Below are 15,098 nucleotides of genomic sequence, written 5' to 3'. Positions count from 1 at the left end.
TTTTAAATGCTGATGGGGAAAAATGTCATCCCCGCTATTTGAATCACTTCTTTTATAACCCTGCCGCTCCTGCCGGCAACTATTAATGCCATAGTATCCTGAAGGGAAATAAGCTTTCCGAAAATACGTTCATAACTTAGATTCTTGACGTCATCTTCAAAACTGTTGGTCAGGATCACCAATCGGCCGTTAGTCATATGACGGGTTTTAAGCCGCCAGACAAAAATTTCAATATTTCTGGCACTGTTATAAAGATTTTGTTCATTCAAATAATCCAGCATGAAAAGTTCACATTTATTATTATAGGATTTATGAATCATGGTGTATAAACCATACATCATTGCAAAGATCCGGTCCCCTTTGAATTCGGGTTCAAATCCCAGTAAAATGGCATCTGTACTGTCCTTGAAATCCAGTTCCTTATGTTTTTCATAACTAGGACATTTAAATATTCGGTCTATGCTGGACTCAATTGTCCTGCCTTCAATTTTTTGTAATTCACTGGGGTTTTTTTTGTAAAGTTTTTCAGTCAGGGCTTTTAAAAGATTGATTACCTGATTCATGTGGATTTCAGAAACCAGATCAATATTTGTTTTGGCAAGATTTTTGATATTAAATTTAGAAGATCCTGTGCATCCGAATAATAAAAAACAACAAATAAGAGTGAAATTAAGAATTTTTTTCAGAAAAGGATTGAAAATAATTTTTTCCTTTTATGAATCACCCCTGAAATGAATAAAATAATTTCAGGGGTGATTTTATGCGAAAGACTTCTAACCTGTTTGAATCAAATGTCTTTCATGTTTTGTTGTGGCAGCTCAATCTGTCCTGGTTTTTATTTAAAATGCTTTTATGGTTTTGTATTCTTGAATGCCCTTGTGCATTGTTTTAACAGCAAGCTGAATACAATGATGTTTTTTTTCAGGAATATTTCCAAGGACTTTAAAAACATCTCCGTCATTGATGGCTAATGCTTCATCAATTGTTTTACCCTTTACCAGGTCAACAGCTGCCATTGCTGCAGATATTGCTCCGGCACAACCTGTGATTTCATACCGGACATCATCAATGAGATCATGTTCGTCAAATTTAAGGTAAACCTTCATCGTATCACCACAGGATCCTATTTTTTCGGACACCTGATCAGCATTCTCAATATGACCCATATATTTTTTTTCAAGATAATAATTGATTGCCGGATTAGCATATCCTGCATCTGACAGCATTTTACGTTCTGCATCAGATGATGTAATTTCTGTAACCACCGCGTATTCCTTCATTTAACCCTGATCAAAAAGAATATTTTACCGGGCATGATAATAAAATATTCTATTATTAAAAATAAAACATGTATCCTAAAATAATGAATTTCTTTTTTATGTCAAGCAAAATGGATAAAACATATCATTTGTTGCGATCTATCATGGTGATATTGATCATTTGATTCGTGAATAAATCGTTTGGTCTATAATTGTTATTTATATCAGGTTGAATTGGGTTAAGGATAAAAAAAATACAAATACTTGTAAATTGGGCTGATAAATAATACAAATAAAAAATACTTGAGATTATTATACGCTGTGATATCATATATCGTAAAGTTTTCTGGGATGATTTCCCCAAAAAAATCAATAATTATAGCAATACTTGCAGTAGCCCATATTATATTTTCTTCTATCATCGGACAGGAAAAAAAGGAGAATGGATTATGAAAGAGTTGATTAAGTATATTGCTCAGGCGCTGGTTGATAATTCTGATCAGGTCGATGTTCAGGAAATTAAGGCTCAGCAGACCCTTGTGTTGGAGTTGCGGGTTGCAAAAGAAGATCTTGGAAAAGTTATTGGGAAAAAGGGCAGAACTGCCCAAGCTATGAGAACTATTCTGTCGTGTGCATCTGCAAAAGAACAAAAAAGGGTTATTTTGGAAATCGTTGAGTGATGTTTAATAACCATTTTTTTGAAGAATAGTACGCTGTTGATTCGTTTTGTGGTTTTATTTCAAACAGAGAAAATCTGGTCTTATGAGCCGGGTTTCTTTGTTTTACAAAGGTTTTAAATAATTGCCACGCGGATTTTGATATCTGACTGATTCTTGATTTTATTGATATCAATGATATTTCAAAATTATGGCTGTCAATAGATATAACTCACAAATCCTTGTCATTTCTTAAATATTAAATTCGATATTTAAGAAATGACAGTAAAATTGCAATAATAAAATCAAATCAATACAATTAGTGAGAAAATATGAGATTATCCTGGATAATAGTCGTTAATATCCTGTAACTGATTAAAATAGAATTGTATTTTTATGAGTATTGTATGTATGTAATATTGGACAAAATAGCTTGTGGATGTTCTGTAGATGTTTTACAGAGAGATACACACAAAAGGGCAGTAGTTTAACACTTTGAAATTTTGGGGAATTTAAAAAAGAATTGGCGGAAGTGCATGGGAATCGAACCAGCACCATAATAGAAGGAAAAGGTAGTAAATTCAAGAGGTTAGCTTGTAGGTGTTTTTTGCTGCTTTTGCTTATATTTTCTATAATTTTAAACACTTACAATACACCTACATTTTTTTGATGTAATTCCCTGATATCCAGGATATTCTCACGTCCTTTTGACATAGCCCGCCTTTTACGTTGCAAGGTGATTTCTGCATACTTTTTAAGGGATTCTTTTGTCTGGCCGGTTATCATTTCCAGATCTCCGACAGTACCACCCTTATTTAGATAATTGGTGCAGCTTGTATGCTTCATTCCTTTGTAAACCCATATCCGTTTAATTTCTGCTTTATCACAGGCTGCATACCAAATATTTCGTAAACTTTCCAGGGAATACCGCTTGCCTTTTTTTCTGGCCCGGGGATTCACAAAAAGGTAAGGGGTTTTGGGATTCTCATTGATCAGCCTTTTGGTGATACTCTTAAAATCAGGATCACAGGGAACCAAAAAGACCTCACCGGTTTTGGTCGAATTGGTTTCAACCCTGGCAGACAATGCCCGTTGAACCCAAAAGGCATCATTGACCATATCGTAATCTGATTTTTTCAGAACACAAGCTTCACCAGGCCGTCTAAAATGATAATAAAGCCAAAGAAAAGGGGGGCAGTTTATTTTCGGTATTTTTTCAATGACCTTCCAGTATTCTTCATCAGTTAGCCATTCAATAGGTTTCTTTTTCAGGTTATAAGATTTTTTCTTCGGAAAAGTTGGAATTTTTGGAATGCGATCACATTCTTCTGCAAATTCAAGACAGGTTCGAAATGCACCCATGATATTCCGGGCAGTTTTTCCATAGTTTCCGTTGGGGTTCTTTTTTTTCAATCCTGTCTTAATAAAATTGAGAAGGGACAAAAGCATATCGGATTTGATTTCATGTAATCGTATTGGATGTTTGTTGAAGTAGGGTGATATCCAGTTATGGTAATAAGACCAATAGCCCTTGATCGTAGCTATTTTGCATTCCTGTTCAACCTTTTCTTTCATCCAGGTTTCATAAAATTCTAAAACGTCTGTCCATCCCTTGCCGGTAAATTCATCCATCCGGAATTGCAAAATCCCTTTTTGATGTTGTTCCCATCTGCCTTGCATTAAAGCTCTGAGTTTTCCTGCAATGGCATATCCCTGACACCTGCTTTTATCCGGTATGGCCCGGCCTTTTTCATCAAGCCGAACTTTCCCTCTTTTCATTTGATAATGGGTGCAGGGCATGAACTGGCCTTGATACCGGGTTATAGTATAGTATTTGCCTTTTTTTTGTCCAGGTTCTTTGTGATACCAGGAAACGGCCCACCTCCCACGATCCGGCATAAAAAAAATTGATCCTTTCATGCACACCTCTCCAATTAAAGTTGAATTTAATTGATTGTTATATTTCGGTGGCATGTAAGTCAATATTTGATCCTAAGCCTTTTATATAGATGCTATCATTCGGGTATACATTTGTCTCATTGCATCAATAGCGTATTTACTGAGGGGGCTAAGATCAGGAATGATTGACTCTCGTATCCGAACCTCATCAAGAATCATTTCTTCAATCCCTTTATCCGTAACATGTCCAACATGAACATTAACGGCCAGCCAATCATTTTTAAAAATTTTTACGAGTGAACCCCTACTTGCAGAGAAGATTCTTTTCCATTTCCCAATTTTTTGGATATCTTTAGTGATATACTTGAGCATATATCGGATAGCGTGTTTTTTATCTCTAAATTTTACACAGTTGATTCTTACAAAGCCCATGCCATATTTTGATCTCCACAAATTTTCAATGGATGCTAATATCCCTTTTGGGATGATGGCATTTCCTGCAAATAGTATATGAAAATGCGGAATGCCGTCTTTGTGTAATTCAGCCACACGAAAATAATGAAAATTTCCATATTTTTTTTTCAACGCTCGGATAAGTTTATGGAAATTGTGAACCATTATATCGTAAATGTATTCTTTCAATGTTAATGGTTCTTTTCTCTCAAGTATCAAATTTTCATTATGTTCTTTAAGTTGGGTGGATGCCTGAGCCCTGGCTTCCTTTCCACCGAAAGTGAGTGTTAAAAATTTGAATGCATAAGGGGAGGTGAGATCATCACCAATGGCACCTTGCAGAATTCGTCTGTATAATTTTTTTTTCAGTCGTTTTTGACAGCTGGGGCAATGCCATGAATTACACGGGAGAGTACCGGCAACTATTTTTTTACCGTCGATGGTTATTCCAGAAAATGCACCAATTGAATTGGGGCATTTTTTAAATGAGGACTTTTGTTTGTCCATAAAAAAACCTCCTTGGAAAATTAAATACTGATTAATGTATTCAATGTTCCAAAGAGGTTGGTTGACAAATAACTGCTTAAAGATATACTATAAACAGTGTTCTGGGTTACATGATTGCCTGATACCTTTCATTGTTTTCTCTGGAACATTTTTGCTCAAGGAAGGTGTTGCAGCACCTCCTTGAGCATTTTTATCTGTCAACCATCATTTTTCCTTTTTTTGTTCTTCCATGCTAAATTGCCTTTCAGAAATTTATCATCGGTATGATCAGCATCCATATTTTTTTTGCGTAATGAAGCTTTTTGTTTTCTACTATTGATATAATTTCGCCAATCCTTTAGTTCACTCCAGGGGATATAAAGTATTTGAGGCCATCCTGATTCGGCCAATTGTTCATACGAAATATTGATCTTTTTCAACAATTTGTTTTCTTCAACTGTATGGAAAGCAAAAGCTGTTAATCTCCCTTCTTTTATCCTTTTGTGAACCGCTGTTCTTGAAACTCCGACAAAACTAGAAGCTCCGCCCGGCGAAACAACATTTCGTTCTTTTGTTATTGAAAGAATTGCATCCCACCACAGTTCTTTTTCTTTATCATGACCGAACTGTCTGTATAATCTAGTCCCAGGGTCAGGCGCGCCTATTGCTTGTTTGTATTCTTCTGGGATGTCGATAAAATTTATAACTTCTCGCATTTTTATACTTGAGATCCAATCTAAAAAGTTATCATTATGATACCTTTTTCACTTTTAAAGTAAAAAGTCAACAAAAAGTTAACAATGGGTAATCTTTTGTTTGGAATTTCTACCTATGAGAGGGGATAGATGTAAATTTTTATAAAAAATTATTTTTTAGCCCATTTTATCGTTTTTCTTTTGAAATTGATTTTATAATTAACATTTTTCAAAAAATTCATTCCAAGTAATCCCTTTGAAATGCCGGAATTGCCCTTATAATCAATTATTGATATTCGAAAATTTACTATTCTATATGGACCAACCACAATATAATCAAGAAGGGCATTCTTTTTGTCTATTACACTACCATCAGCAGTAGTTGATTTTGAAAGGCTAAAAGGGATAATGCCAATTTTATCAGCAATGTCGTTATGAATTGAAGTTGTTGTTGCACCAGTGTCGAATATCAACCAGGTCGATATTTCTTTTCCTCTATATCCCAATTTTACTGGAACCAAAACTGAATTTCCTTGTATTAGAGCTTGCGTCTCAATTTCATTTGCTATTGATCGAAATACCCTTTCTTTCAGATAATTTTTATTTTTTGGGGAAACAATTGCAACTTGGGAATCAAAATCTATATTTGGGTTTGATGGAGGGAAATCTGAAAAATGTTTTATTCCATCTTCATCTACCCATGAATATATTAGCTTTTCGTTTTTTCTTTTTGCTGGTTTTTTATTGATAATCAACGGCTTTATTTTTATCGGTTGATATTTGATAGCTGTTTCCGGTCGTTTATACAAAAATGGGATATTGTTCGTAATGGCAATGGTATGTTTATCAAATAGCTCTTTTACTATTTTTAAGTCGAACATTTTACCGGTAAATATCAGATAGGAATAAATCAAGAAAAGGCCAATGAAGGAAATTAAAAAAATAATTTTAATAGTTTTTAGGATATTAGAACTTTTCATAAATTAACAAATCAGAAATAAATTACAAATTTTATGAGCAATAGAGCCAAGAATCAATCACCGCAATAAAAAAAAGTCAAATTTCCTTTTGTCATTCTCCCCTTGAGGGTGTGCAAAGGCTATTTTATTGACAAATCAAAATTTAACTGGTTTTTAATTTTATCAAATAGCTTTTTGTTGTTCTGTTTTTAACTAACATCATTTTTAATCTTAATACAAATAAAATATTCTATAATTTAACACTCAAAATGAACAGCAATAATCAACTTGCACAAAAACATGCAACGGAAAGATTTGAATTTCAAAATTCGCAAAAGGCTGCATTCATATACCTTTAGGAAAAGGTGACAGTTGTTCTATATAAATCAAGTTAAAAAAAGCACGTATATTCCGGGGGCTCTCCAAGAGAATTTTATTTTTCCTCCTGGCGTAAATCAGATCCGGGTCCGGTCCGGTGCGCCGTGCCGTGCAGTAGCGCGTCCGTGCGCTCCGGTCCTCCCCGGATCTGCAACAACCTTAAAAAAATATAGGTGCACTCAACCTTGATTTTAAAACATTGAAAAGCCTGTTAATAAAGATTATAGAGTTTATTTTGGTCCCCTAAAAATAGACAAAAAATTAAAAATTGTATAACGGGTACTCATCAGAGATGAGTTATTCATTCGCTGCGCTCCTGGAAGAGTCTCCGACGGCCCTACCGGGGGTCCCTCCGGGGGCTCTCCGAGGGCCAGCTTTTGAAAAGCTGGACAAACAGGTAAAGCAGAGCTGGACATTATTGCAAGATTTGATTTATCCTCCTGGGGGTCGATCGCGTATAGGTCAACACTACAGGAAGTAAAGAAAAAAAACGGTTTCCAAAAAATATTTTTCCTTATTCCAATCAAAAATTATCGGTTCAACAAAAAATATTTAAAAAAAGAAAAGCGTCATATGAAAAATATTTTCCGGACCCTCCGTTTTGTTTTCTTGACTTCCCTCCGCTTTTGACCTTTTAAAAAACGCGACCCCAGGAGGAAAAATTCAATGGGAAAGTGTTTTTTTATCCCTCCGGGGGCCAGGTTTTGAAAACCTGGACAAACAGATAAAGGAGATATTATGAAAGCGATAAGTGTTAAGCAGCCGTGGGCATCCCTAATTGTGGAAGGAATCAAAGATATTGAAAATCGGAATTGGTTCACTTACTATCGGGGGCTTTTATACATTCATGCAAGCAAGGGGTTTGACCTTCAGGGAGCAAAATTGATATTAGAACTTCGGCCCGAATATCAAGCCGTCATCGAAAAATCAAAAAATGAAAGAGGTGGAATAATCGGTCATGTCAATATGATTGATTGTGTAAAAAAGCATGAGTCTCCCTGGTTTCATGGTAAATACGGGTTTGTCCTGCAATTACCCAACATGATTGATTTTTATCCAATGAGAGGAAAACTCAGCATATTTGATTTTGAATTTCGGGATAATGAAAACAATTCAAGGCAAGAGATCCAACTTGATTTGTTTGATAATTTTTAATTTGATTTTTTATGTAAAGTTAATTTCCATATGCTATAGATCCCGGAATTCAGTTTATCATAACTAATTGAATGTTATACTGTTAGAAATTCACTGTTTTTGAAAGACATCATTGTGATTTTCAAAAATTTTTGATACCAGCAGAAGTGTTATCTTGTTTGTTAATTTGAATAGTAGACAGAAAAAAACTGTAGAACATAGTTGTTATGTTTAATCAGAGGAAAAACATGTCAGAAAAATCAAGAAATCTACCTGATAAAAAAAGAATATATTGCAATAGTTGTGAGAATGAGACAAACCATATTTTAAAAGGTGAGCATTCTTCGAGATTCTATGAAGAAGATGACGGTCGCCTTCTTTATTGGGAAGATATTATTTATAGGTTTTGGATTTGTGCTGGATGTGATCAGGGAACTTTGGAGTATTGCTACACAATGGATAACATGGTTGACCAATATGACAATCAAATATATGACTACACATACCATCCTTCACGAAAACAACAACATATTCCGCTAAAAAGTTTTCGTAATCTTCCCAAAAAACTTAATGGCCTGTATAAAGAATCCATTGATGCATATAATAATAAATTGCTTATTCTTTGCGCAGGTGGATTGAGAGCTTTGATCGAAGGTATTTGTGTCGATAAAAAAATCTCGGGATCAAATTTGCTAAAAAAAATTGATGCATTGACATCGATTTTGCCGAAAAATATAGTTGAAAATTTACATAGCTTTCGATTCATGGGAAATGAAGCTCTCCATGAATTGAACCCACCAAATCGGCGAAATCTAAAGCTTGCCATTGAAGTAAGTGAAGATTTAATGAATTTTTTGTATGAGCTTGATTACAAGGCTAGTCAACTAAAAAAGGAACAAAGTAAAAAAGTAACATAACATCTCGGGCTTAACAAGGACACCCGGAAAAATCGCCGGGTGTCTATTAGCCCAGACGATGCACAAGGGCAAGTCTGTGAGCTAAAACATTAACTGTGAAAAAAGGGTGATGATCGCAATGGGAAATGAACTTGATCAAAATAAAGCGGATTTTCTTTCATCTACGGCAAAATCAATTCTTGGTGCTGTTCCATTTGCTGGTCCTCTACTTTCAGAACTTGTGGGCAATTTAATACCAAATCAACGAATTGATAGGCTTTCAAAATACGTCGTGGAACTGGATAATAAGCTATCAGATTTGTCAACTGAAAAACTCAGAAATCTTCTAAGGAATGATGAATGTATTGATTTATTTGAGGAAGGATTTGTACAGGCATCAAGAGCTCTTACTGATGAGAGAAGAGCTCAAATAGCGTCGGTAGTCAGGAACGGCCTTGATGAAAATTTGATTACATATTCTGAATCCAAGTATGTGTTGAAGCTACTTCAGGAGCTAAACGATCAGGAAATCATTTGGTTAAGGTTCTATCTTTTTCCAACAATGGGTGGTGACGAAGAATACCGCAATAAACATAGGAATGTTCTCGATCCGATACCTGTCACTTTAGGGACAACAGATGAAAAAATAATTAAGAAAGCTGCATTGCAGAATAGCTATAGGGAACATTTAGAGCGAATTGGTTTAATTCGATCACATTACCGACTTGATAGAAACACAAAAATTCCGGAATTTGATAAATTCACTGGAAAACCTTCGGTTGCGTATAGAGATCTTACAGCTTTAGGCCGTTTAGTTCTCAAACAAATCGATTTGATAGAGGATAATAAAAATGGCTAACGAATAAGGATAGATCGTGTGAAGAACGAACCACGATCTTATCCGGTTGTTGGAACCTGAATAGTTAACAATGGCAACGGACATTTCCAAGCCGGGCAAAAGCCTCGGGTTTTGGAAATGTCCGTTGCCGTTTGGATAATTAAAATGTTTTGATCAAGCAACCTTGGAAGCGGGTAGGGGAACATAAGGTTCAATGATTAAAATTTCATCTTCTGCATCCATTGTGGATTGCGATTTTGCAAACGGTAAAATTTCAGGGGGCACCTTATAATTTTTTTGGCAATTATCACATGAAAAAATATACTCGTTGCAACAAGGGCATTTAATAATAATTGTTTCATCAAAAGGACGGGTATCCCCGCACACACAGGTAAACAGTTTCTTTTCAAAATCAAATTTTGATATTATATTGTCCATGCTTTTCCTCCTTAGTGTCGTTAAGGTGGTTAAGTTTGGTGTGGGAGCTTGCACACTCCCACGCCATTTAAAATTCAATCATACCATTCCATTTCCGGGGGGAAGAAAAATGAATTTCGTTCAGGGGAATATTTTGCCCCTTGTGCTTGTAAATCCTTTAAGTCTTTTTCGGGCATCCCCTGTTCTTGAACAAGTTTTTTAATCAAGGGATCTGTCAATGGTACCAACTCATGTCCGTATAGCATTTTTTCTGCCTGTTCTTGCGTCATTCGGTTTTGCTTTGATTCTTTTTGTTTTCTTAAACTTTTTAATCGTTTGGCTTTGCCCATGTTCGACTCCGTTTTAATAATATGAAGTTTGAAATTAACCGGTACCAGGAGATACTCAGGGCGGTTTATAACGTGGAGAAGACATCAGTATTTTGTAAATAAATCTTGTATACCCTGTAATATCGGGCAAAATAACTTGTAGGTGTCCTGTAGGTGTTTTAAGGGGGGGGATACAAAAGGACTGTAGTCTAACACTTTGAAATTTTGGAGAATTTAAAAAAGAAATGGCGGAAGTGCATGGGAATCGAACCCACCCGGGACGGTTCTAGCGCCCCACATCGGATTTGAAGTCCGAGGGCCCCACCAGTGAGCCGCGCACTTCCGCAATCGTATTAACGAGGTACAGTATATCTGAGGAGGCCTGTTTGTCAACCTTTTTTGGCAATTTTAATGTTGTGTGTCTCACTATATTTATATGAAATGGACTGAGGATTTATTTCTGTTTGTACAACATCCACTGTTACTTGTTTCGATATATACTTCAGTTACAGTTCTGACTCTCATATCACGAAGACATACAGCCGTCCTTTTCTTTACACTTTGAAGAGAGCGGTAACTTCTTCTCACATTATTTTTAATTTGCTGATCTTATAGCGTAATGTCCCACGGGGGATACCCAGAAGTTTTGCTGCCTTGGTGGTGTTTCCCTGACACTTTTTCAAGGCTCGGGTGATCAGGCGGGCAGTCACCTCCTCCAGCACCGATTCGATGTCATAGAGATCTTCCGGAATTTCCAGAAACGCATCTGAATTCGATGTTTTTTTGTTGATGGCATCCTCAATTTCTGGGGGAAGATGTGAACGTTTCAAGGCGATATCGTTGTGCATGATGCAGATTCGCTCAAAGACGTTCCTCAACTCTCTTACATTTCCGGGCCACCTGTATTGCATGAGCTTCTCCTTTACATCCGCCTCCATATCTTGGAATCTTTTGTGAAACTGTTTTGTGAATTTGTTTAAAAATATTTTGGCCAGGGCCACAATATCTTCAGTCCTCTCCCTTAAGGGGGGGATATGTATCGGAAAAACACTGAGCCTGTAATAAAGGTCTTCCCGGAATTTTTTTTTCGCAATGGCCTGTTTGAAATCAATGTTGGTGGCAGCAATCATCTTCACATCGGTCTTAATATCACGCCTTCCTCCGATTCTTCTGAAACTTTTACGTTCCAGCACCCCCAAAAGTTTTGCCTGGAGTTGAACCGGCATTTCCCCGATTTCATCCAGAAAAACCGTTCCTCCCTGGGCCATTTCAAAAAAACCTTTGTTCTGCTTTACCGCATCTGTGAAAGCTCCCTTTTCATGTCCGAAAAGTTCACTCTCCAGAAGATTTTCAGGAAGCGCCGCGCAATTGATAATTACCAGGGGCATGTCACGGCGGGGGCTTGCCTGATGAATGGCCTGGGCTACCACTTCTTTGCCCGTGCCGCTCTCTCCTGTGATAAGAACATTTGCTCCTTCATGCCGGGCCACTTCCCGGGCCTGGGTCAGAATGATCTTCATCTGGGGACTTTGTGCAACAACATCCGTTTTATCGGGAAGATTGAGACTTTTTTTCAGAACACCCACCTGCTTTTTCAGCTGGCGGGTCTCCATGGCAAGGCGGAGAATCAGTTTGATGGCATCGGCTTTAAAGGGCTTTTTGATGTAATCATAGGCCCCGAGCTTCAAAGCATCCACAGCCGATTCTATGGAGGCGTACCCGGTGATGATGATTACCAGAAGTTCCGGGTCCAGGTCCCGTGCCTTTTTCAGTACTTCAATGCCATGGATATCAGGGAGATTGAGATCCAACAGCACCACATCCACCTCATTTTGCCTGATAAAATCAAGTCCCGCTTTACCGGTGGCCACCGTGGAAACCGCATATTGTTCCTCGGTGAGAATACGGAACAGATTTTCCCTGATGATCTCTTCATCATCCACAACAAGAACATTTTTCATTTTTATTTACCCGGAATCATGGTTTCTCAAAATTTCTTTATTGTACGACCGGCAGATGGAGCTGAAAGCAGGCACCGCCGCCGGGTTTATTTTCAACCGTAATTGTGCCGCCATGCTCTTCCATGATGGTATGGGTGATGGATAGCCCCAGACCGAATCCGTCGGCATTATGACTGAAAAAAGGGTCAAATATGGCATCCATATCCTCTTCGGCAATTCCAGGTCCGTTGTCCCGGATGGAAAGTACGACTATTTTTTCTTCCGATGTGTTAACAAGGCAGGTGGATATAAGAATTTCATCCTCCCGGCCGGAGTCTTTTTCCCTGGACTTTTCCAGTGCATTCAAGGCATTGAGAACAATATTCAACAGGGCCTGCTGGATACGCTCCCGGTCAATGGGAATACGGGGAAGCCCGGGTGTGGTTTTACTTCGAAGGGTAACCCCCTTTTGCTTGCATTGTTTTTTGACAAAAAACAGGGTGTCCGCCACCACCCGGTTGATATCTTCCAATACCGGCGCATGACCGGGTCTTGAGGCAAACTCCAGCAGTCGTATGACAATATTCTCAAGTTTTTCTATTTCTTCCAGCGCCTGCTGGATGAGCAGTCTGTCATTGGTGCGGTTGGCAATTCGGTCATGGAGATCATCCAGCATCAGGGTGATGCCGGTCAGGGGATTTCGGATTTCATGGGCAATGCCGGCGGCCAGAATGCCCAAAGAAACCAGTTTGTCGGAGCGGCGGATATGTCTCTCCATCTTTTTTCTCCTGGTCACATCCCGGAAGATTAACAGTGTTGACGGATCACTTTTCTCCATCTCTCCCCGGATATTGGAGATGGAGGTTTCCAGATACATCTGTTTTCCTCCGGGCAGCTTAACCTCCAGGGATTCCCCATGGATTTCCTTGTCCTTGAGATTCTTTTGTGTCAGGGCCATCAACTCGGGATAAGGTGCTAGAAGGGTCTGAATATCACTTTTCAGCATTTCTTCCTGGGACAGATTGAAAAAATCAAATGCACGGGGGTTGGCAGAAAGAATCTTTCCGTTCCTGTTAAAAACAACAAGACTGCTCAGCATGCCGGCATGGATGCTCTTGAGCAGATCCACATGCTGTCTGAGTTCATCCAGGGATCGGACAAGGTTCTGTTCATGCTGTTTGAGACGGCTTCCCATTTTTGTAAATTGCCCGCCCAGAATTTCCAGTTCATCCCTGCTTTTGATTTCAATATTTACATCATAATTTCCGGAACTGATTTCATTGACCTTTTCCGTCAACCGGACAATGGGGGTGGTAAAATTTTTGGCCAGAAACAGTGCAATGGCGGCAACCAGAACACCGATAAAAAGAATAAGCAGGATGGCTTTGCCGGACAACCGTTTAATCATGAAATCAATCTCAGCCGATGTCTGCGCCACCGACCGGTGAAATTCATCGGTCTGCGCCCCCAGGGTCACCCCGCCAAAGCATCCGTTCTTTTCATACACCCCATGGTTGAATATCACTGGTGCATAGGCAAGCACCCGGGAGACTCCCTTGACACTGGCAGTCTCCTTAACACCTGAATTTCCCGCAATCACCTGTTGGGCAATATGATGGTAGTTTTCATGTACAAACGGCACATGGAGCAGGTTAAAGGGAAACCGTCCTTTCGTTAGATTTTCTTCACCATAGGCATCTGATGTCGGATCAATCAGGTTTCCTTTGGCATCAAAGCCTCGTATATCCCAGAGCTTCGGGTGGGTGATAATCCAGCCTTCATCGTCAAACATAAAAGCATAATTGCCGCTTTCATAGTTTGGAAAAAGGACTTCCCCGTTGCCAAAGGGAAGAACATGCTGGGTAAATTCCATCAGGTGTCGGTGATCCAGAGCCAGGGAGACAACGCCCTGGCAGATGCCTTTGTCCATTTTTTTTGCGGCAAATCGAATGATTCCCTCATAAGTCCTTCCACCTGATGCCTCTTCCACATTGGCAGCCCCATTGAGCTGTTCATTCCTGCTGATGTGATACCCTGTTAAACGGGAGACATAAATTTCATTATCCTTAAGGGCCAGGCCCAGGCTGAAATAATCTTCCAGACCGAAATCAGTGTTGAAAACAGTGGAGACCTTTTGTCCCGGGGAGGCAAGCCGTCTATTTTCAACCTGGATCTCTACCACACCCTGAGCATCGATAAAGGTCACTTCACGGTAAAGGGGTTTCTCTTCTCTCATTTCCCGGCCGGTCCGGGACAGATACCATATTTTTCTCTGGTGAATGCCTTCAAAATCAAGATAAATGGATGGGTCGGCAGGAAGGGTGGCAAGCATCCTTAAATCATCAACACAGGCAGACAATAATTGTTCCACCTGGGCTGCAATGGCCTGGGCCCGGGCTTCAAGCAGGGACATTGAATTTTTTGTCAGGGCGGTGCGGTTACGCTCCAAAAGCGTATTGAAAACAGAATCAATGTGAGCCCGGATATAGAAGCTCAACGCTATCAGGGGGAGAAGGGAGAGCATCAGAAAACCGGTTAAAAATTTTTTACGAATACCAAATTTCATGCAATTTCCAGTAAATTTAATATTTCTGACGGCTTTCACGAAAAAAAACGCTATCTAATCAATATCAATAACCGTCCTGTAAATCAATGGAAATGAAAGGGCGAAAATTCGCCGTTTATCGGTGGATTTTGGTCTTTTATCTTTCGTTATGTTTTTCTTAAAATCACACCATTCCTCTTATTACAGGCTTCTT

The 15,098-nt window shown here is 38.6% G+C and carries 14 protein-coding genes and 1 tRNA gene; 4 read left to right on the top strand and 11 right to left on the bottom strand.

Annotation, left to right across the window (positions count from 1 at the left end):
- Positions 1-2: 2 nt before the first annotated feature.
- Both TOL2_RS16000 and TOL2_RS15995 read right to left on the bottom strand, forming a co-directional pair.
- On the bottom strand, positions 3-563 hold the full coding sequence (locus tag TOL2_RS16000) for a hypothetical protein (protein WP_014958363.1): 561 nt from the start codon (positions 561-563) through the stop codon (positions 3-5).
- A gap of 276 nt (positions 564-839) precedes the next feature.
- Entirely contained in the window at positions 840-1,265 is a 426-nt protein-coding gene (locus tag TOL2_RS15995; RefSeq protein WP_014958362.1) for an iron-sulfur cluster assembly scaffold protein, read from the bottom strand.
- 443 nt (positions 1,266-1,708) lie between these two features.
- Between TOL2_RS15995 and TOL2_RS15990 the strand changes: the two genes are divergently transcribed.
- Complete coding sequence (locus tag TOL2_RS15990) at positions 1,709-1,939, top strand: KH domain-containing protein (RefSeq protein ID WP_014958361.1); 231 nt, start codon at positions 1,709-1,711, stop codon at positions 1,937-1,939.
- Between the two features lie 621 nt (positions 1,940-2,560).
- On the opposite strand, the gene TOL2_RS15985 is transcribed toward TOL2_RS15990, so the two are convergent.
- From TOL2_RS15985 to TOL2_RS15970, 4 genes are all read right to left on the bottom strand, one after another.
- Complete coding sequence (locus TOL2_RS15985) at positions 2,561-3,835, bottom strand: tyrosine-type recombinase/integrase (protein ID WP_014958360.1); 1,275 nt, start codon at positions 3,833-3,835, stop codon at positions 2,561-2,563.
- A gap of 81 nt (positions 3,836-3,916) precedes the next feature.
- Positions 3,917-4,774 (bottom strand): rolling circle replication-associated protein, encoded by an 858-nt coding sequence (locus TOL2_RS15980; RefSeq protein WP_014958359.1) that lies wholly within the window; start codon positions 4,772-4,774, stop codon positions 3,917-3,919.
- A gap of 197 nt (positions 4,775-4,971) precedes the next feature.
- The gene (locus TOL2_RS15975) at positions 4,972-5,469 is read right to left on the bottom strand and encodes a hypothetical protein (RefSeq protein ID WP_014958358.1); all 498 of its coding nucleotides are present in this window, start codon (positions 5,467-5,469) and stop codon (positions 4,972-4,974) included.
- 149 nt (positions 5,470-5,618) lie between these two features.
- Positions 5,619-6,329: an aspartyl protease family protein gene (locus TOL2_RS15970; RefSeq protein ID WP_158406128.1), complete on the bottom strand. Its 711-nt coding sequence runs from the start codon at positions 6,327-6,329 to the stop codon at positions 5,619-5,621.
- A 1,194-nt stretch (positions 6,330-7,523) separates the two neighbouring features.
- On the opposite strand from TOL2_RS15970, the gene TOL2_RS15965 reads away from it, so the two are divergent.
- The 3 genes from TOL2_RS15965 (at position 7,524) to TOL2_RS15955 (ending at position 9,674) form a co-directional block, all read left to right on the top strand.
- Positions 7,524-7,940, top strand: a complete 417-nt coding sequence (locus tag TOL2_RS15965) for an ASCH domain-containing protein (RefSeq protein ID WP_014958356.1) — start codon at positions 7,524-7,526, stop codon at positions 7,938-7,940.
- A 227-nt stretch (positions 7,941-8,167) separates the two neighbouring features.
- The gene (locus TOL2_RS15960; RefSeq protein ID WP_014958355.1) at positions 8,168-8,836 is read left to right on the top strand and encodes a DUF4145 domain-containing protein; all 669 of its coding nucleotides are present in this window, start codon (positions 8,168-8,170) and stop codon (positions 8,834-8,836) included.
- Between the two features lie 118 nt (positions 8,837-8,954).
- Positions 8,955-9,674, top strand: coding sequence for a hypothetical protein (locus tag TOL2_RS15955; RefSeq protein WP_014958354.1), 720 nt, complete (start codon positions 8,955-8,957; stop codon positions 9,672-9,674).
- A gap of 153 nt (positions 9,675-9,827) precedes the next feature.
- Here the strand turns inward: TOL2_RS15955 and TOL2_RS15950 are convergent, their stop codons facing one another.
- The 5 genes from TOL2_RS15950 to TOL2_RS15930 form a co-directional block, all read right to left on the bottom strand.
- Complete coding sequence (locus TOL2_RS15950; RefSeq protein ID WP_014958353.1) at positions 9,828-10,091, bottom strand: hypothetical protein; 264 nt, start codon at positions 10,089-10,091, stop codon at positions 9,828-9,830.
- A 74-nt stretch (positions 10,092-10,165) separates the two neighbouring features.
- Entirely contained in the window at positions 10,166-10,420 is a 255-nt protein-coding gene (locus tag TOL2_RS15945) for a hypothetical protein (protein ID WP_014958352.1), read from the bottom strand.
- 225 nt (positions 10,421-10,645) lie between these two features.
- Positions 10,646-10,743: transfer RNA gene (locus TOL2_RS15940), tRNA-Sec, on the bottom strand.
- 240 nt (positions 10,744-10,983) lie between these two features.
- Complete coding sequence (locus TOL2_RS15935) at positions 10,984-12,360, bottom strand: sigma-54-dependent transcriptional regulator (RefSeq protein WP_014958351.1); 1,377 nt, start codon at positions 12,358-12,360, stop codon at positions 10,984-10,986.
- A 37-nt stretch (positions 12,361-12,397) separates the two neighbouring features.
- Positions 12,398-14,905, bottom strand: a complete 2,508-nt coding sequence (locus TOL2_RS15930; RefSeq protein ID WP_014958350.1) for a PAS domain-containing sensor histidine kinase — start codon at positions 14,903-14,905, stop codon at positions 12,398-12,400.
- Between the last annotated feature and the right edge of the window lie 193 nt (positions 14,906-15,098).

The organism is Desulfobacula toluolica Tol2 (assembly GCF_000307105.1).
In the GTDB taxonomy this organism is placed as follows: Bacteria; Desulfobacterota; Desulfobacteria; order Desulfobacterales; family Desulfobacteraceae; genus Desulfobacula; species Desulfobacula toluolica.
Note: the sequence above shows the minus strand (reverse complement) of the source record. Positions and strands in the feature narration are given on the sequence as shown.